At 48.5% G+C, this 19191-nt stretch carries 16 protein-coding genes and 3 pseudogenes; 12 read left to right on the top strand and 7 right to left on the bottom strand.

Annotation, left to right across the window (positions count from 1 at the left end; translation table 11 throughout):
• Nucleotides 1-107: 107 nt before the first annotated feature.
• Nucleotides 108-1163 carry a transposase gene (locus H6F91_RS26090; RefSeq protein ID WP_190789549.1) on the bottom strand — a complete coding sequence of 352 codons (1056 nt, stop codon included), beginning with the start codon at nt 1161-1163 and terminating at the stop codon, nt 108-110.
• Nucleotides 1164-1580: 417 nt separating this feature from the next.
• Nucleotides 1581-2937 (bottom strand): annotated as a pseudogene (locus H6F91_RS26085) (IS110 family transposase).
• 451 nt (nt 2938-3388) lie between these two features.
• Between H6F91_RS26085 and H6F91_RS28675 the strand changes: the two are divergent.
• Nucleotides 3389-4030, top strand: a pseudogene (locus H6F91_RS28675) (IS5 family transposase); the annotation flags it as partial.
• Nucleotide 4031: 1 nt separating this feature from the next.
• Here H6F91_RS28675 and H6F91_RS26070 read toward each other — a convergent pair.
• A pseudogene (locus H6F91_RS26070) lies at nt 4032-4379 on the bottom strand (transposase); the annotation flags it as partial.
• Between the two features lie 1050 nt (nt 4380-5429).
• Here H6F91_RS26070 and H6F91_RS26065 point away from each other — a divergent pair.
• From H6F91_RS26065 to H6F91_RS26035, 7 genes are all read left to right on the top strand, one after another.
• A complete protein-coding gene (locus H6F91_RS26065) occupies nt 5430-5642 on the top strand; it encodes a hypothetical protein (RefSeq protein ID WP_190774914.1) in 213 nt (70 codons plus the stop codon).
• A 275-nt stretch (nt 5643-5917) separates the two neighbouring features.
• Nucleotides 5918-7030 carry an L-dopachrome tautomerase-related protein gene (locus H6F91_RS26060; RefSeq protein ID WP_190774913.1) on the top strand — a complete coding sequence of 371 codons (1113 nt, stop codon included), beginning with the start codon at nt 5918-5920 and terminating at the stop codon, nt 7028-7030.
• Complete coding sequence (locus H6F91_RS26055; RefSeq protein ID WP_199308060.1) at nt 7030-7875, top strand: dienelactone hydrolase family protein; 846 nt, start codon at nt 7030-7032, stop codon at nt 7873-7875. Before H6F91_RS26060 ends, H6F91_RS26055 begins: the two co-directional genes overlap by 1 nt.
• Nucleotides 7872-8090, top strand: coding sequence for a hypothetical protein (locus H6F91_RS26050; protein WP_190774912.1), 219 nt, complete (start codon nt 7872-7874; stop codon nt 8088-8090). The genes H6F91_RS26055 and H6F91_RS26050 overlap by 4 nt, the downstream gene beginning before the upstream one ends.
• 163 nt (nt 8091-8253) lie before the next feature.
• Nucleotides 8254-9171 (top strand): alpha/beta hydrolase, encoded by a 918-nt coding sequence (locus H6F91_RS26045; RefSeq protein ID WP_190774911.1) that lies wholly within the window; start codon nt 8254-8256, stop codon nt 9169-9171.
• Nucleotides 9172-9634: 463 nt separating this feature from the next.
• The gene (locus tag H6F91_RS26040; RefSeq protein WP_190774910.1) at nt 9635-9910 is read left to right on the top strand and encodes a UBP-type zinc finger domain-containing protein; all 276 of its coding nucleotides are present in this window, start codon (nt 9635-9637) and stop codon (nt 9908-9910) included.
• Nucleotides 9911-10160: 250 nt separating this feature from the next.
• A complete protein-coding gene (locus tag H6F91_RS26035; RefSeq protein WP_190789548.1) occupies nt 10161-11729 on the top strand; it encodes an MFS transporter in 1569 nt (522 codons plus the stop codon).
• A gap of 102 nt (nt 11730-11831) precedes the next feature.
• Here H6F91_RS26035 and H6F91_RS26030 read toward each other — a convergent pair whose 3' ends face one another.
• Nucleotides 11832-12059 carry a hypothetical protein gene (locus tag H6F91_RS26030; protein WP_190789547.1) on the bottom strand — a complete coding sequence of 76 codons (228 nt, stop codon included), beginning with the start codon at nt 12057-12059 and terminating at the stop codon, nt 11832-11834.
• Between the two features lie 66 nt (nt 12060-12125).
• Nucleotides 12126-13100 carry an adenosine deaminase family protein gene (locus H6F91_RS26025; RefSeq protein ID WP_199308059.1) on the bottom strand — a complete coding sequence of 325 codons (975 nt, stop codon included), beginning with the start codon at nt 13098-13100 and terminating at the stop codon, nt 12126-12128.
• 346 nt (nt 13101-13446) lie between these two features.
• Between H6F91_RS26025 and H6F91_RS26020 the strand changes: the two genes are divergently transcribed.
• The gene (locus H6F91_RS26020; protein WP_190771271.1) at nt 13447-14088 is read left to right on the top strand and encodes a DUF3105 domain-containing protein; all 642 of its coding nucleotides are present in this window, start codon (nt 13447-13449) and stop codon (nt 14086-14088) included.
• Between the two features lie 21 nt (nt 14089-14109).
• Nucleotides 14110-14628 (top strand): GNAT family N-acetyltransferase, encoded by a 519-nt coding sequence (locus tag H6F91_RS26015; protein WP_199308058.1) that lies wholly within the window; start codon nt 14110-14112, stop codon nt 14626-14628.
• A gap of 33 nt (nt 14629-14661) precedes the next feature.
• Here H6F91_RS26015 and H6F91_RS26010 read toward each other — a convergent pair whose 3' ends face one another.
• Both H6F91_RS26010 and H6F91_RS26005 read right to left on the bottom strand, forming a co-directional pair.
• On the bottom strand, nt 14662-15528 hold the full coding sequence (locus tag H6F91_RS26010; protein WP_190771270.1) for a GNAT family N-acetyltransferase: 867 nt from the start codon (nt 15526-15528) through the stop codon (nt 14662-14664).
• A gap of 11 nt (nt 15529-15539) precedes the next feature.
• Nucleotides 15540-16097 carry an RNA 2'-phosphotransferase gene (locus H6F91_RS26005; RefSeq protein WP_190771269.1) on the bottom strand — a complete coding sequence of 186 codons (558 nt, stop codon included), beginning with the start codon at nt 16095-16097 and terminating at the stop codon, nt 15540-15542.
• A gap of 779 nt (nt 16098-16876) precedes the next feature.
• Between H6F91_RS26005 and H6F91_RS26000 the strand changes: the two genes are divergently transcribed.
• Both H6F91_RS26000 and H6F91_RS25995 read left to right on the top strand, forming a co-directional pair.
• Entirely contained in the window at nt 16877-18223 is a 1347-nt protein-coding gene (locus tag H6F91_RS26000) for an erythromycin esterase family protein (RefSeq protein ID WP_190771268.1), read from the top strand.
• Nucleotides 18224-18399: 176 nt separating this feature from the next.
• The gene (locus tag H6F91_RS25995; RefSeq protein ID WP_190771267.1) at nt 18400-19182 is read left to right on the top strand and encodes an SDR family oxidoreductase; all 783 of its coding nucleotides are present in this window, start codon (nt 18400-18402) and stop codon (nt 19180-19182) included.
• Nucleotides 19183-19191: the final 9 nt, after the last annotated feature.

Here is a 19191-nt window from a genome sequence, read left to right as displayed (position 1 = left end):
TTGTTTTGCCAGACATTGTTCGGGTCTCCACTTCGCATGCGGGACTTTTGAACAATGTCTTTTTTTGTCGTTGATTTTGTCTGATACCTAAGTGTCAATTGGCGATCTCACAGTTGCTCGTCAAATCCGCCTACTGCACTGTCGTCTCCTGACAAGGGCATTGTCACCTGACAGACGGTGAATTCACGATTAAAAGACTGGTTATGCTGTCGCTTAGAAGCCATTGCAGGTTGTGGGTCAGATGCACCAGATAGAAACCGAAAAAGATGTATTTTCCATTGTTTGGTGATGGCTAAACGAATCCAATTCCAGCCTAACTTGAGATAACTCATCCCACGATTCCAGTGACTATCCACAAAACGACGCTTGCCTGATGCCACCACCTGAGTTCCTTGCAAAACCAAAAACAGCATCGTCAAGGCAATTACACCACACAGTTGAGTCAAGGCAAACTTATCTCGCAAACGCGAGGCTTCCAGGTTGAAACCATTCGATTTGAGATCCAAAAATGTTTCCTCAACACAGAACCTCAAGCGGTATTGAGCAAAGGTCTGTAAGGTTGTCGGTTCGTCACTGACAATCACCCAATCCTCATTGCTGAGCTTGTCATGAGCAAACGCTAGGTAGACACCCGCAAAGGGCTTGGTCTTACCAACTGCTACTACCGGGGTGAAGTAAGCTTGTCCGATTGGCAGTTTTACCGATGAAACCTTGTGCCATTTGCCCTGAAACTGAAACTGGAACGAGCGTTTGATGCGGATGCGAAAATGCCACTTCAGGTTCTCCCGTAAGTACTTCATCAACTTGCCATCGGCAAAGCCTCGGTCTGCCAGCAACACCACGCTCACCTCTTTCGGCATCACCCGTGCTGCCTGCCGCAATACCCGTTGGATTGTCCATAGCCGCACGGTGCTACTCGACTGAGCTACGATTCTCCAAGCAATTGGAACGGTTCGACCTCGATACACAACCCCGACCCAAACAATGCAGAAGCAGTTCCACACCATTGTTGTATCCAGACTCAGATAAATCCGGTCGTTACCCCACTGGGATAACGATTGAGCGATCAGCGTTTGATGGACTGCTGCTACGTCAATCCGTCGATTCGATAGCCATCGCCGAAACCGTCGTTGGTGGGACTGAGCATAGGTGGCTCGACTCACCACATGCACTCCAAACCCATTGAGGTGAACGTTTTAGCTCTCAAGGATGCCAATCATCATCCAGCACAAAGTCTGGAGATGTCTGACATCGCACCAGAGGTTTTGGCATTGACTCAAATATTCATGCAGCGCATGATAGAGACGGGAAGTAGGTGCCATTGATTTTGCCGATTTGTGTGGTAACTTATCAGCTTAGATCAGGCTCTGCTTCCCTCCTAGCTTTCGTTTCAACTCCCAGTACTTCTGTCAGTCAAGCAGGGACCGCACCTCTTGCTGGGACGCTCCCTTACCACGAAAGAATTGTCAGTAGGATTTTCTGCTCACTGCGCCACTACCAATTCGTCACTCCCTGTCATAGAGGTCTTCCAAGTAATGTAGGCCCACCATCAGCGGTACAGCAGTGTAGGTTAACTCCTCCTAAGAAACACATTCAGGGGATGTAGTCTGAGGAATCAGGTCAAAGCCAAGCGCTGAAGCCTTTTTCTTGAGATTCTTGACAACCCGTTCTTGGTACTGCTGTTCATAAGCATGGATGCCTGGGTCAACAAAAGCATCCCCAGATGTCCACAAGTGGTAAAAGATGCGTGCGAGTTTGTGAGCAGTGGCTGTAATGGCTTTAGGAGCACCTAGATGGGCTTGCATCCGACGATAGAAAGCGCCGAGTGCAGAATGAGAGCGAACGAGGGTTTGGGCTGCCATTCGCAGAGCGGTGGCGACACGATTGGCAACTTGTCGAGTTTTGGAGCTTTTGCGCTTGCCCCCTGTAATGCGAGAGCCAGGACATAGCCCCAACCAGGAAACAAAATGCTTGAGCGAAGGAAAGCGGGATGGGTCTAAGCCCAACTCAGATAGTAGGGTGAGTACCGTTAACACCCCAATGCCATCAATTTGGGTGAAGTCTACCCCACTGATGCGGTACAAATGGGTGCGCAAGTCGAAGTTGGGCGCATTACCCGGTTGTTTCTTGCCCCGTCGTTTTGAGGGTGGCAGGGGTGAGGTGGTGAGGTCAACCTGGTCGGCAAACTGGCTCAAGCACTGCTCAATTTGAACATCACAAGCAGCAATTTGCGCTTGAAAGACCTCGTAGAGTTGCAGTTCTTGAGCGAGCACAAACACCAGTTCTCCCCGGTAGTCCCCTTCCAGTGCCGCCGCAATTTCATTGGTACTCGCATGAATGCGGAAATCTTTAAGGGCAGCGAGTTTATGCAAGCCTCGTTCCCCAGCGACGATGGCACGAATGATGGATAGACCTGTGGTGCCACTGATGTCACTAATGACACGGTGCAGTTGCACATTCATTTGGGTCAGAGCTTTTGCATCCGTTGAATATGAGTGCTCGCACTTTTGATCAACGTGTCCCGTTGGCGAATGTAGCTCCGTAGGACACACACTTGGTCATCGGGACGGAAAGACCCGCCAGCAACCCATAGCTGTGTAACTGTCGCAACCATTGGCAGTCGAGTACATCGCTTTTGCGCCCCGGCACGATTTTAACGTGGCGGGCGTTGACCAGCTTAACTTCAAACCCCTGAGTTTCAAGAATTTGAAACACTGGAATCCAATACACTCCCGTCGCTTCCATCGCTACCGTTTCAATCCCACACCCTTTGAGCCACTCTGCCATGGCATACAGGTCAGCGGTGAAGCAACCAAAGCGACGGATACACTGCTCATCACAACCTTCCGGGACACTCACCCAATGGTAATCAGCTCCCAGGTCGATACCAGCTGCCTTGGGATTAACAACCGATAATTCGCTCTTGGGTTGACTTATTCATCAGCTCCTCCACACATTCGGTGAATGCTGCCCTGACCCAGATGGCGCTGTTGATCTAGTCTCCTAAACGGGATAGTGTCTCCACTTCACCAATGTCTTAACCACGACCATCTAGAACCAGGCTCAGATACGGGCGCAATCGCACCAGTGATAAATCGGTCTTAGCTGTTAGGGCATTGATGTAACTGTAGAGCAGTTGAGCTGCGCTTTTTGTGTTTCTTGCATCCTGAACGAACGGTACTCCATCCCTTAAAGGCTCAGATCTTAAACCTTTTCCAGTAAACCTGGTCAGGCAAGGATTTGAAAACAATTTCAAACCCATGTTGTGCGACAACATCTTTGCTTATTCGAATCTGTTTGAGAGCTGATTCGTAAAGAGAATCTAAAGAGCTACTAAACCTTCCCTGAACTGGCATTAGGCTGAAAGCGGTTGCATTTACTCAGAATGATGAGCTGTCTTCCAGAAATTGCGAACCCTCACCGTAAACCTTATCCCAGCGACCTCAGTGATGGCGAATGGGAAGTGATGCAAAAACTCTTGCCACAGCCCAAGAGGTTTGAACATCCAATTGAAGTAGATTTTCGCGAAATTCTCAACGGGATTTTCTACGTGCTTCGCTCCGGATGCCAATGGGAAATGATGCCCCATGACCTGCCGTCCATACAACGGTCTATGGCTACTTCCGCCAGTGGCAGCGCAAAGGAGTTTGGCAACAAATGCATGATGCGGCCCGTGAGAAATTGAGGAAGGAGATGGGGCGAGAGGCCGATTCCACGGTTGCCATTGCCGATTCTCAATCAGTGAAGACAACCGAAAAAAGGGGGACGTCTACGGTTACGACGGTGGCAAAAAGGTTAAAGGCCGTAAGCGGCATATCGTCGTCGATTCTCAAGGATTGGTGATTGAACTGTTGGTGACAGAGGCTAACACCTCAGAGCGCTTGGGAGCCGTCCTTGTTTTAGATCAGGCCAAAGAGAAACTCTCCAAGTTAGAAGTGCTCTGGGGGATCAAGGGTATTCAGGGGAGAACTTTGCCAAGGCTGTACAGCAAGTGTGTGGAGAGGGGGTGCGAGTGGAGGTAATTGAGCGAACAATTCCACTGCTTGATTGTCAAATTTACGTGCACTCAGATTGCCGCCAAAAATCGTTTTGAAACGAAACATGGTCGTCTCCGCTATCGAGCGACGATTATAGCTAGACTCGCGTTTCCAACGCTTGCGTCCATACTTGCGGATATGGCGTAAATTCTCATCACGTGGATGCGGCTTGCAATTGCAATTGCCATGCTGCCAAATCACTGCATCCTTGCGCGGAGGAATCACTGCCTTGGCTACTTGGGCTGCAATCCCGTCATGGCAATGATGATGGTCGTATGCCCGATCGCTAGAGACTTGCTCTATCGGCTCTTCAATGGCTTGAAGCACATCGTTTAATACTTCTTCGGCATGGAACTCATGGGCAATTAGAATGAGGGGCGCATAACTATTGTCTCCTGCAGCAAGCATGTCCCTTGTCTCACTACGCTAATCTTCAGGGGGCTGAGAAGGCAACAGTTGAAGGCTTAATGTAGAATTTGTGGCGATCGCGGGTTACTTCCAAACTTACAGCGCTTTTCAAACGCTTAAACTCTGGTTGTTTTTATGAGAGTCGCGCTCCGCGCGGCCCTCACAAAAACAACCATGGCTGATTCAATCGCAAAGCGCTGTATGGGAATCATGACTGTGAAGCAACTGCTCTTACCCAATTACTCTGAACCGTGACGTGACCATGATGCAGTTCGTTCTCTGGAGTAAACTTAATCGCATGACTACTTATCAACTCCTACTATTCAATGTGGTGTTATATTTCAATCTCTAGTGAAGGCCATTTCACATCGCTATAACTTTTAGATCGTGAAGTAGATAGATGCTCATGTCATAGCAAAAAGTTTCTCCATCTCGATCAATACTGATTTGCTTCTGAATGGCAGTTCCTGTCTTTAAAACTTTCTGGTCGGTGCCTTTAATTTGGATTACGTTTTCTGACGAAAATAGGTCAGTATCAAACTTGCCTGTAATGAGCAGGCTTAGGCTGTCGAGTACTTGCTATAGAAGTAGAACTTAATATACTTTGCTTAAGCGCTATCAAAGCTACTTTATTTATTACATCAGAGTATCTCTACCTTTTGAGTGAGAATATTGCATTCCCCTTAAGCCTATCTCATTCGAAAGTTAGAGAAGCTCAGTGTCGTCTTGATTACTATCTCATTTAGTTTTAGAAAGTGCCAGAAGTTGAAATCTTCTCAGCGTATAACGTTTGGCTTTTCTGGCTAATAGTACATGAAGTCTATTAAGCCTGGATATATATCGTTAATTATGGAAGATTTTCAATATAAAGAATTAAATTAAGTGACTAGTATCAAATAAAGATGTAGGCCCTCCCCATAGAATGAAAACAAGATGAATTAGACTTCATTAACTAAGGTCAACAATCAAGCAAGAGGAAGTAGCATGTTAAACTCTGATGACTATATGTTTCAAGTCACTCCAGGAACGCGGAACCATAAGGGCTGTTTTGTTCAAGATACAACCTACAAACTGATGTCTATTAATCAGGCCGGATGGGCGTTGATTTGTATGGATGAAATGAGTTGTCACTATGTAGACCCGGCCAACATCTGTGAACTTACTGCTAATAGAGAGGTTGAGTTGGTGATTCAATAATATGTTTGACCAAAGCCGAATCAAAAGCTATATCTATCAAACTCGATCGAATAGCTATCAAAAAATGCGGTGTCTGGGATGCTTTTGTCCCAGGCATCGCATTTTTTGTGGCTAGATGGAGGTGATACGCCGTTGGAAAGACGCAGTTACCCAATTACCTTTTTAAGATTGGAAAAGTTGAAGGTAACACCATTCACGCTCGGCTTCCATTTCTCATCATTCGCACTTCAAAGTAATGCTGTGTGAAGTCATTAGAGAGGATTTGAATAGTACCTATGGTTAGTCAAATACAGAAGTTAGCGACGGATGAATCGCTCGGTACTCTGGAGACTGTCGTACACTTTGATGGCGCGATGCTGACAGGTGTGACGGTATCCCGTCAGGGACGTATTTTTGTTAACTTCCCTAAGTGGGGTGATGAGGTTGAATTCACAGTGGCGGAGCTTCGAGATGGCTGCCCTGTCGCCTATCCCAACGAAGCCTTTAATCAAACTCAACCTGATAACCCTGCCGCAGCACTGGTATCAGTGCAAAGTGTTGTTGTTGACCCAGGCGATCGCCTCTGGATTCTTGATACGGGCAGCCCCATGTTCCAGCCCACCCAATATGGCGGGCCAAAGCTTGTTTGTGTGGATTTGACGAGTGATCAGGTGGTTAAAACCATCCTTTTCCCTGAGGATGTTGCGCTGCCAACAACTTATCTAAACGATATACGGTTTGACCTGCGGCGAGGGGCCGAGGGAATGGCTTTCATTACAGACTCGTCTGACCAGGGAGCAAACGGTATTATCGTGGTGGATTTAGCGTCTGGAGAGAGCTGGCGCAGGTTGCATGAGCATGCTTCGACGAAAGCGGAAGATGGGTCGAGCTTCCTTCCTGTTGTCGAAGGTCGCCCATTTATGGAACGGCAACCCGATGGGCAAACGAAACCCTTAAAAATGGGAGCCGATGGCATTGCCATTAGCGCTGATGGCTCGCGCTTGTATTACTGCCCCCTTGCTAGCCGTAAGCTTTATAGTGTGGCTGTTGATGCCCTGTGCGATCGCTCCCTTTCCGATTCAGAAGTTGCCGCAACTGTGCTAGATGAAGGTGACAAAGGCGGCGGCTCAGACGGGCTTGAATCTGATGCCGCGGGCTGTATCTACGCCACCAGTTATGAGCACAACGCCATCCTGTGTCGTCCCCCAGGTGGTGAATGGGAAGCGGTTATTCATGATCCACGTCTTCTGTGGCCCGATACGATGTCAGTAGCAGCTGATGGCTATCTCTACGTCACGGCAAATCAATTGCACCGTCAGGCTAAGTACCAGAAGGGGGAAGATCTGCGTCAGAAGCCCTATACGCTCTTTCGCGTTCGCATCAATGCCCAGCCTGTTTTGCTGCGGTAATGTGGCGATTTCAATTGATGTCGCCTCGGGGAACTGCGATCGCTGGTGCGGCCCTGACTAACCCTGGGGAAAGAGTGAGTTTGGACTTTCTGGCTGAGGATAATCGAGCAGAAACTGTGAGTACATTTAAGCAGACGCATGAAGATCTCCTGGTGCATGTGCCAGCAGATTCAGTAGTGCTAGAAGGAAACCTGAATATTCCAGCGAATGCCATGGGTATTGTGCTGTTTGCCCATGGCAGTGGCAGTAGTCGGCATAGCCCTCGGAATTGCTATGTTGCCGAAAACCTTCAAGCGGCCGGATTGGCAACTCTACTGCTTGATTTGTTGACGGCTGATGAGGAAGCCGTTGATCAGCACACTCGGGAATTGCGCTTTGATATTCGGTTGTTGGGCGATCGCCTCATCGCCACTCTTGATTGGCTTACCCAAAATCCGGATACTCAGGGTTTTAGGATTGGCTGTTTTGGAGCCAGCACTGGGGCTGCCGGCGCACTGATGGCAGCTAATGCTCGCCCCGATACCGTTCACGCAGTCGTGTCCCGTGGTGGCCGTCCGGACCTGGCAGCACCCGTACTTGCCCACGTTCAGGCTCCAACGTTACTGATTGTGGGAGAGAACGACCCAATCGTTATCGACCTCAACCAGCAAGCCATGGCGCAGCTTCTTTGTGAAAAGCAACTGGCGATTATTCCCAAGGCTACACATCTATTTGAAGAGCCAGGGGCGCTCTCCGAAGTTGCTCGATTAGCAGGGCGATGGTTTCAACATCATCTCCTACTCCCTAGAGAATTGGGACCGCATTTGACCACTTTAGACGAAGAAGGCAACCAGGAGGAACTATGACGGGCCACTCTCCTTATCATGATGAACTAAGCTTGGTAGATACCGCTGAAGCCTTGGGTAAAAAGGCGGTGCAGTTAGGACTAATTCATAGCTTTGTGGTGCGCCACTTTGCCGATAGTAGCCAATTTTATATCCCTGATGAACATCGTGAGCCACTGACACCGGAACAGGCCTACATGCAGTTCAAAACATTGGTTGAACGATCGGATAAATAGGGTGAACCATAACTACAACGGCTGCTGAGAGATGGGTAGCCAATCTGTTCTCACTATTAAGAAGCATATTAGCAACTCCCTTTGGATTGAACTTTTGGATGATGCATTATTCCTGGCCCTACCCTCACGATTGAGATGAAACACGCAAGTTGATGAGGGGCTAATGTTCTTACCTCCTGGCTTTGGCGAACGCTCGATCATGACTAAGCTCGGTAGGATGGCCTATTACGTGCCTCAAGAAGAACCCTGGGGTGCAGAAGGTACGTCCAAAGCAAAGTTAGTTTTTTTGCATGGATTAGGAGGTGGTTCTTCTGCCTATGAATGGTCAAAGGTATATCCATCATTTGCCGCAGACTATCAAGTTCTGGCACCCGATTTAATTGGTTGGGGTCGTTCTGATCATCCTGCCCGTAGTTATCAAGCTGAAGATTACATCACGACTATTACAGAATTTATTGAGCAGACATGCAGTAGTCCAGTAACAGTCATTGCTTCTGCTCTTACAGCTGCTTTTACCATTCGGGTTGCCATCAACCGCCCTGAACTATTTAAGTCATTGATTTTGACAACCGCCGCTGGTTTAGCTGAGTTTGGAAAGGATTATCGCCATAGTGGTCCGGCTCAAGTTGCGAGAACTCTCAATATTCCGTTTCTAGGCCAACTGCTTTATAACACGGGTGTCGCAACAAGTTTTGGCATTCGTACTTATTTAGAGCAGCGCCAGTTTTCTCATCCAGACCGAATTTATCCCGAAATTGTGGAGGCGTACCTTCAGTCTGCTCAGCAACCTAATGCTGAATACGCGGCGCTTTCGTTTGCAAGGGGAGACTTGTGCTTTGATTTATCCCAGTACATCACTCAGCTTACGGTGCCGACTGCTATTATCTGGGGCAAAGCATCTGAATTCACCGGCCCAGAGGTAGGGCGTCGCCTTGCTGAAATGAATCCTCAAACGGTTCGTATCTTCTACCATTCTGATGATGTTGGCTTTACGCCACAGCTAGAGCTACCTGGTGTTACAGCGGGTTTGATTCGGAAGTTTCTACCATTACTGGAATCTCAAGACTCTAATAACAAGTAAGGAATTGAGGAATGTTGGCTTTTAGTCGGTGTTTCTGGCAAAAGCCAACATTCCTCAATTCCTTAACGAGATGCTCTCGCAGGGCCTCTATCTTTCAACCGTTGCTCATGTTCTTGAAGGGCTTCATGTCATAGAAATAGGGCTCTTGCCGGTAGTCATAAGTAGGACCCAGCAGGAAGTTGTGGAATTGTTGAAGCCGGGACGAGCGGGCGGTACGATGAGCGCACTCGCTCCTAGTTTAACCAGTGCCATATTTGTTCCTCCATCACAATTCAGCATAGTGCTATGGCTTCACGACGGCATGATGTGGGCTCTGGGACAAAGTGCAGCAGGCCAGTTTAGCGCAAGATCTGACTATAAGGCGCAGATCTGAGATAGACATCTGCGGGTCTTTACCCTATTCTTCTGGAGAGAGGTTTGAAGCATATCTTGTACGTTAACCCACTTATCTCGGTGAACGTCTATGACCTGTCAACATCTTAATCAAGTAACTCTGGAAAACTTAATTTCAAAAGCCAATTATCCTGTATTTCGCTGTGAGGAGTGCATGCAGACTGGCGATCGCTGGGTGCACCTGCGGATCTGTCAGACCTGCGGCAAAATGCTGTGCTGCGATTCTTCTAAAAATCAACACGCCCGCCGCCATTACGAAGAAAGCGGGCATCCCGTCATTAGTTCGGCGGAATTGGGAGAGGAATGGCTATGGTGTTTTACCGACGAACAAGCCAAGAAATATTGATGATTGCGATGGACGAACATCTCTCTAGCGAAATGTGGCCTATATGTTGCATCTCACTAGTACGCTGAGGCGGAAATCCATCACCTATGTTTTGTGTGGGGTGCTTCGCACCCCACACAAAACATAGGTTGTGAACTTAGGCCGCAGCCTACTAGAGGGATGTTAGCCTGCAAGTATTTTTCGTGAATCTAACAAGTAGATTAGGTGCGATCGCCTTCCAGGGTCGGTTAATTATCTCCAAGGTTTACCCATGTCAAACCCCATTAAACCGCCCTGCGATGAAGGAGTAATTCACTCTAAACCGTGCTCAAATCCCTGTCGGAATAACGCCAGATGGGTTCTTGTCGCGACCATTCTAGGCTCCAGCATGGCGTTTATCGATAGTACTGTTGTCAATGTTGCCCTACCAACACTACAAACACAATTAAATGCCACCGTTTCCGATGTGCAGTGGGTCGTAGAATCCTATGCATTATTTGTGGCAGCCCTGATTTTAGTGGGTGGGTCATTGGGCGATCATTTAGGGCGGCGGCGGGTCTTTGTGTTAGGGGTGGCTGTATTTGCGATCGCCTCTTTATGGTGTGGGATAGCCCCTAACATTGGCCAACTCATCGTAGCTCGTGGCCTACAGGGCATTGGGGGTGCCTTACTGATTCCTGGCAGTCTAGCCATCATTGGTGCGTCTTTCCCCAGCGAACAACGGGGAGCTGCGATTGGGCTGTGGTCAGGCTTCACGGCTATTACCTCAGCTGCGGGCCCCGTTCTCGGTGGCTGGTTGATTGAAACGTTGTCTTGGCGTTGGGTGTTTTTGATTAACCTGCCCTTAGCTGCAATCGTAATCTTCATTAGCCTTCGGTATGTTCCAGAGAGTCGCGATCCAGAAGTATCTGCTCTAGATTGGCTAGGGGCTGTGCTGGCGATCGCAGGTTTAGGGAGTGTTGTATACGGCTTGCTGGAAGCTGCTAATGGGTTCGATGCTGTAGTTGTGGGGGCGATCGCCCTGGGAGTTCTTGTTTTAGGCGCATTTCTTACATTAGAATCTCGCCTGCGGTCTCCCATGATGCCGCTGAACTTGTTCCACTCTCGTACATTCAGCGGAGCCAATTTGTTGACACTGCTGTTGTATGCGGCTTTAGGCGGAGCGTTATTCTTCCTGCCCTTCAATTTAATTCAGGTACAGGGATATTCAGCTACCGCTGCTGGAGCGGCATTCGTTCCCTTTCCCATCATTATGTTTTTCCTTTCCCGCTGGTCAGGGAATCTGGTGAGCCGTTACGGAGCTCGTCTGCCGTTAATAATAGGCCCTGCGATCGCCGCACTAGGGTTTGGCCTCATGGCCCGTCCTGGTATCGGTGGTAGCTATTGGGGGACATTCTTCCCAGCCGTTGTCGTTTTAGGGTTGGGTATGGCCGTTTGTGTGGCCCCCTTAACTACGGCGGTGATGAATGCCGTCGATATGCGCTATGTTGGTGCAGCCTCAGGCGTTAATAATGCCGTCTCTCGCATTGCTAGTTTGCTGGCGATCGCTATTTTGGGGCTAATCATGCTCAATCGTTTCAATCACAGCCTTGATCAACACCTTGCCGCTCTATCTTTATCTACTGAAGCTCTACAATTTTTGGATGCACAGCGTATTAACCTGGCGGCTGCAACGTTACCTCCAGGTTTGAGTCATTCCATCGCAAGTGCCCTGGAACGTGCGATCGCCCTCGCCTTTGTCGATGGATTCCGTCTGGTTATGGGAATTGCTGCAATGCTGGCGATCGCCAGTTCCATGGCGGCAGCCTTGATGATTGAGCGTAAACGGCTCACCTCTTAGAAGCGCAAATAAAACCAATACCTTTGCCATTTTCTCAAGCCCGTGATTTTGCGTGCGCATTACGTACACAAAATCAGGGGCTTGGTTCTTAAGAAAGAAGTATTAAGAGCGATCGCCCCTTAAGATGCACTGAATGCAGAGGTTGAATAGGGCAATAACCAGAGCAGTTTCAATCGCAATTTGTAATCCAGGAGGCGCAGATGTGAGCCCGATCAGAATGAGAACTGAACCGACAATGGCAGAAGTAATCAGCACAGCCTCATCATTAAATACCTTTAGCCCAATCCACAACGTGCCAAATCCGAGAATCCAGAAGATGAAGTGGCTCATGTAATAATCAAACCATTTATGCACGACAACAGGGGCTCAGTCTGTAATATTGTGCCACGTCCCAAGTTACAGGCTCCAGTTCTCCAGCTCAGCTATAAAACGCCTCCGGGTCGGTTCATCTAAAATTGCCTGGGAAAAGGCATTTCGAGTCCAACGCTTCAGATCGACTAAACTGGCCTGTCGTTCTTTGATCAATCGAGAGAGTTCATCCGTTAGGGTATAGCCAAAAAAGGTTGGGTCATCAGAATTGACAGTAACCGCTATCCCCGCTGCATCTAGCGCGAAAATTGGATGAGCTGAATAGGACGATATATAACCTAAGCGCTCATTAGATGTGGGGCACATTTCAACGGTGACCTGGCGATCGCGCAATAATGCCATAACCTCTGGGTCATGAATCGCAGATGTTCCATGACCAATCTGATGAATTTCTAGTTCTTCAACCGCAATGCGAATGCTTTCTGGCCCGGTCATTTCCCCTGCGTGTACCTTGATTCGTTTACCAGCTTCCCTTGCTAGATCAAAGGCTGGTTTAAATTTGTTGGCAGGCCAGCCTACCTCATCCCCCTGTAAATCAAATCCTGAAACGATGGCGATTAAACGGGTTTTGCGTACCCAGGCGATCGCTTCCTCAACGCCGTGATTGCGCATTAACCCCACAAAAATGCGGATGACACAACCCTGAGCGATCGCCCGTTTAATCTCGGTTTCTAATATCTCCCATACTTGCTCCAGGCTGGCTCCGTGGCGTTCCACCAGAGAAGCAGCCACATTAATTTCAGCGTAACGAATATTTTGTTCAACCAAGCTATCCACGACATCATGGATGATTTCTGCATAGCCCAAAGGGGTTTGTAGCCACGGATGAATGTAGCGCTGAAATAGAGATTGAAATTCTCCAAAATGTGTAAAGCGGAAGTTCGGAGCATACCAGGGAGGCAGTTCAGGTAATTCCGCACCATAATGTCGTTGATGAGCCTCCCGTACGCTAGCCCAACGGGGCGCACCCTCCAAATGAAGGTGCAACTCTGCTTTTGGCATACTGGAGAGGTTTATCATCGAATGTCCGTGCTAGCCTTGCCAGGGACGAAACTTCAGTAGGGGAGACAACACCGATACGGCCGGAGATGGCGATCGTGCGGTTCATTCTGCAGCAATTGCTATAAATCCTTTACCATGAACGCAACTGGCCGTTAGCAAACCAAAGGGTAAGAGGTGGGATAAGCAACCACATCAATAGCGCTCCAAAGGGCTTATGGACGGAGGGTAAGAGGCTGATAGACCATCCTCGCCTAACGACGTTCACACGTTCTATCTATCAATGTGAACAATGCTAACTCTGAACGGGTGAATAGTGACGGAAATAGAATAAGTTGGATTTGCAACTATGAGTAAAACAGTACGAACCCGACGAAACCGTAATACTCTGGCAGATAAAGTTAGAGATCGACTCTGGTTAGTGGTGCCCTTTGGCCTCATTGTTTTTGTAACCGGTTTTGCAGGTGTAAATGGGCTGAAAGAGCAACCGGGGAAAATCGAGAGCTTTGTTGTAGACTCACCGGGTACACCCTTGCCACCCCAGCCACAAAATACCGACTTGCCAGGAGATGAGATTCCGCTATTAGAAGCAAGCCATATCCCTCCCGAAGAAAGGGCGACCTACAATTCAAACCCACCCACATCCGGGGCGCATTACACCGTTGAAGCTATCTGGGGAATTCACAACCAAGCTCCTGCAGATGAGCAACTGGTTCACAACCTGGAACATGGTGGCATTGTCATCAGCTACAACCCAGCTCAGGTTGGTTGGTGGACTTTAAGACGGTTGCGAGGGCAAATCCGCAACTTGAGCCAGGTAAACCCACGGTTGGTTTTAACACCTAGAGAAGACCTGGATGCTGCGATCGCTCTCACATCCTGGGGATATCTAGAAAAGTTGGATAGCTATGACCCAGATGCCATAGAAGCATTTTACGATGCCCATATTGGCCGTGGCCCAGAATGTCAAGATGGACAATGCCCCATTTAACCTGACATGAACAGAAACAGGATGAATCTGCAATTGATGGATGCGAACCTGACGACTGGTCGACTTCAACTGCGGCCCTGTTCTCGTTTGGATATCGAATTTCTACATACTTTGTGGATGAACGATCGCATCCGTTATTACTTGTTCGACGATCGCATCATTTCTCATGAGGAATCACGAACCTTTATTGAGGCAAGCTTGAATAGCTTTGAGCGGCATGGCTATGGGCTATGGCTTGTCCATCACCAAAACCAATGCATTGGATTTGCGGGCTTTTTAGATACAGAAGCCATTCCCTCCCTGATTTATGGCATTCATCCAGACTTTTGGGGGCAGGGATATGCCACTGAAGCAGCCCGAGCCGTTCTAGAGTATGGCTTAAGAATACTAAAGTTGCAGGAAGTGAACGCGGATGTAGATGAACCCAATATCGCTTCTGTACAGGTGCTACGGAAGTTGGGAATGAAGCAGGTCAACCGTACCCTTGTGAACGGTCGACCGCTTTTGTACTTCTCAATTGAGCCAGATTCAGAGGAGTAACATGTTCTACATTGAGTGTAGGGTTACTCGGCTTTAAGCATCATCAAATGCATATTCGTGCCAGTCGCAGATGGGTTGATAACCAATTTGCTGGTAGATGTGATTGGAGGTGGGATTGGCGAGGTCAGTAAATAAAAAGCAGCGATCGCACCCCTCATTCAATAATTTTTGGCTCAAGGCGGCAACACAGGCTGTCGCATAACCTTTCCGTCGATATTCAGGTGGTGTATAAACGGGGCCAATACGAGCAGCTTTAGGCAAGGAGCGGCTTCCACTCGCCCAGGAAACCGGTGTACCATCCTCCCACAGATACATACTCTGCTGTTTCAACCCATGCTCAACTACCCTTTGTGGATTGGCGCTAACAACCTCACCGATTTCATCAGCGAAGGTTTTAACCCAATCGAGTAAAAGGGGGCGATCGCTTTCTGTCGCAACCCTGAGTTGTCCTTTCACCTCTGCTACGGGCTTCACCTCGGTTAGGGTATGAATTCGCATTTCCATTACACGGCGAGAAGGCTGTCCGGTGAGCGTTTGCCATGCTTGCAGAAAGGCTTCCACCTCTGCCACCAGACCACCAACACCGGGAAGGGGCTGCGGATACATTTGCAAGTCTTTTGCAATCAACGTTACGGCTTCCAAGTCAACCACTTTTGACAACACCAATTTAAAGGGAGGTGTCTGGATCGCAACTGCCAAAATTTTACCGGGGATTTGATTACTTCCCTCAACACTATCCAAGACACAAGCGAGATAAGCGGGTTCTGAGTACCTTTCTGGATAATGCACTAAATTATGCAAAATTCCCAGCAATAGATTATGCTCCGCCTCACATTCGAACAAATAATCCTGAACCTGGTAGCTAAACTCTTGACTATCCGTAAATCGATGTAATCGCATCTCTCACACCCTCAGCTGTCAGTCTTCACGGCTTCCAAATAGGTTGCTGGCACCTCATCCACCAGCCAAACGCCATTTTCAGAGCAGTAGAAAGTAAAACCAGCCCTTTGCATGGCGGCTGTGTCGATCGCCAAAATTGCAGGGCGACCATGACGCATTCCAACTTTACGAGCCGTTTCCACATCCCTGGACAAATGGACATGGTGCCGGGACATCTTGACCAGTCCCGATTGCAAAATAGCAGGCACAGATTGCTCACCCGTCCCGTGATAGAGTACATCGGGCGGTGTTTGTGGCTCCAATTGGAGGTCAACAGCAACGCTATGCCCTTGATTTGCACGAATGCGGGTCTTTGTCGCATCCAGGGAGAATCGCTGCTTATCGCTGTTGGCAACTACATCTTCCAACTCGGCGCGAGTGATGGGAAACTGCTGAGCCGCACAAGCCGACAAGAGTTCGTCAACACCTACCCAACCACCGACATCTAGGGTCAAACCCAGGCGCTCTGGAGTATGCCGCAGGTGTTTACTGAGGTACTTGCTAACTTTAGTGTGCCGGGTCTTATCCATAGTTGTGGCTTCCCTATACTCTGCTAAGTGTTGCGATCGCTCTCCCTGAGCAACCCCATCAGCTATCATTGGCTTGTAATACAATATACTACAACTTTGTGGGAGCGATTCCGCAATTATTAGACCTTTTGCATAAAACAGTTTTTGCAAGTGTGAATTGTTGTGCAGCTTCGCCGCACAACAATTCATGCAGGAGATCTATGAGTCACGAGGTAATGCGCCCGTAAAATTAGATGCTTGAGAAGATAGCAAAGGTATTGAATAAGCGAATGAGCAGTGGAGAGGTATTGCCCTTCACTCGCTTAGATACAAAACAAACTGAGGTTTTTTAGGGTCTAGCTAAAGTATGAAACGTAAACAGGCTCATCGTACAGAAAACCAGAATAATAGGGTGAAAAATTAACGATTTATAAACCCAAGATAATCTCTATCTGAAGGCTCAAGAACTCCATAGGGAGATATGCCTCAAAAGTTGGAGGAAAAGCATAGATGAGACTTTTAGGCTAGTTTCGTAGAGCATGAGGGTAGAGCGATCGCAGCCACATCTTACGCTTTAGTCAGCCATAATTTCTCATTGGATGACTGCTGCACATCACCTTGCAAGAGTATGAGGTTTAAACCATTCTTTTTCAAAATTCGGGTACGTGCGAATTCTGAAAACATGAAGTTTAGACCTGGAGCGATCGCTGTAGCTACCCGCCTTCCGAGGCCAGCACCCCGTGATTCAATCCGTGGTGATTGCCAAAATTCATTGCATATAGATTGCATAGGTAATTAAGATGCCTGACACCACAGTCAAAACCATTGCGCATGCTGTGCGACAGGTAGCCCATCCACTGACAGACGCAGCTTCAGATTACGATCCGCTAATGGATTTGATTGGGGATGCTCGCTTCGTATTGCTTGGTGAAGCGACCCATGGAACCCATGACTTTTATGAACAACGAGCGGAGATTACAAAGCGATTAATTCAGGAAAAAGGCTTTACGGCTGTTGCTGTAGAGGCTGATTTTCCAGACGGTTATCGGGTAAACCGCTTTGTTCGCGGGGTAAGCAGGGATCAATCGGCTGAAGAGGCGTTACGGGGCTTTCAACGATTTCCTGCCTGGATGTGGCGTAACACCGATGTCATCAATTTTGTGAGCTGGTTGCGTCAATACAATGATGCTTTGTCTTCAAACCACCAGAAAGTTGGTTTCTATGGCGTCGATCTCTACAGCATGTATGCCTCTATCGGTGAGGTGCTCAAGTATTTAGAGCAAGTTGATCCGGAGGCCGCTCAGCGGGCACGCGATCGCTATTCCTGCTTTGAACATTTTGAGGAGGACTCTCAGGAGTATGGCTATATTGCCAGCTTTGATGTCGATGCATCGTGCCAGGATGAAACGGTAAATCAACTATTGGAGCTACAACAGCAGACGGCAAAGTATCTCCAGCAGGATGGGGGGGTGGCGATAGATGAGTTCTTCTATGCTGAGCAAAACGCACGGCTGGTGAAGAATGCAGAAGAATACTACCGCTCGATGTTTCAGGGGCGAGTTGATTCGTGGAATGTGCGCGATCGCCATATGGCAGAAACGCTGGAACAATTAATGAATCATTTGGAGCAGCAGGGTACGCAAAGCAAACTGGTGGTTTGGGAACACAACTCTCACCTGGGTGATGCACGCGCTACGGATATGGGCCAGGGGGGAGAGTGGAATGTAGGACAGTTAATGCGTGAACGCTATGGTCAAGCCGTTTTTCTGGTCGGTTTTACTACCTATACCGGAACTGTAACGGCAGCCTCCAACTGGGATGAACCTCCACAACTCAAGAACGTCCGCCCAGCTCTGCCCGATAGCTACGAGGATCTGTTTCACAACACAGAATTACCCCGCTTCCTGCTGGATTTGCGGGCAGACAACCAGGCCGTTGCCGAACTGAGGCAAAAACGTATGGAACGGGCGATCGGAGTAATTTATCGCCCTGAAACTGAACGGCTCAGCCATTACTTCTATGCCTGTTTACCCGATCAGTTTGATGCCGTCATCCACATCGATGACACACGAGCTGTAGAGCCCCTCGATCGCACGGTTCATCAAAATACGAGTGAGTTACCAGAAACATTTCCCTCAACCTTATAAGCCTTCATAGCGTTGCAAACGAAGCGATAAGGTTAGACCAATCTGGAATAGGATGCCGTAGCGAACTCAGCAGGCTACATGGTAATGGCTACTCGCTCCTCAGAGTGGGCACTTATCCCTCCTGGAGGATCGGCCATGATCACAATTCACCTGAATACCTATAACGGAGCTGAATCATGACGGAGAAAAAATTGGCAAATGAAGTGGCGATCGTCACAGGTTCCGACTCCGGAATTGGTCAAGCAACGGCAGTTGCTTTTGCCCGGGAAGGTGCCGATGTAGCGGTAACTTATCTGGAAGACCAGAAGGGAGCCGAGCACACCGTGCAACTGATTGAAGAAGCAGGACAAAAAGCGGCTCTGGTGCATCTAGATCAGGCTCAACCTAAGAGTGTTGAGCAGCTCTTTCAAACGGTTAAGGACAAGTTGGGCATCCCCACTGTCCTGGTCAATAATGCAGCTGTTTCATCGGTAAGCACGCCTGTTAAGGACATGTCTTTCGAGGATTGGGATCACGCGATCAAAACTAACTTGTATGGCCCCTTTCTCTGCTGCCAGCAGTTCATCCGGGCCATAGATGGTTCCGATAAGCGTGGTGTGATTATCAATATCACCAGTGTGCATGAAGAGATTGCGAACCCTGGAACGGCGGATTATTGCGCCGCGAAAGGTGGTCTGCAAAATCTCACTCGTGTCCTGGCTTTAGAACTAGGTGATAAGCGAATCAACGTCAATAACATTGCCCCTGGCATGATTTTGACGCCCATGAATCAACAGTCTATAGATGATCCCAATGCGTGGAAAGAGAAGACCCAGCATATTCCGATGAAACGGGCGGGAGAACCCCAAGAGATTGCTCATGCAGCCGTATTTTTGGCGTCTAAGGATGGGCGATACATCCATGGAACGACATTATTTGTCGATGGTGGCTTAACCCAAAACATGGGCCAAGGGGCTTGAGGATGATAC

It is taken from the genome of Leptolyngbya sp. FACHB-8, assembly GCF_014695575.1.
GTDB lineage: Bacteria > Cyanobacteriota > Cyanobacteriia > Elainellales > Elainellaceae > Vacuolonema.
This window is presented reverse-complemented; position numbering and strand designations above follow the sequence as displayed.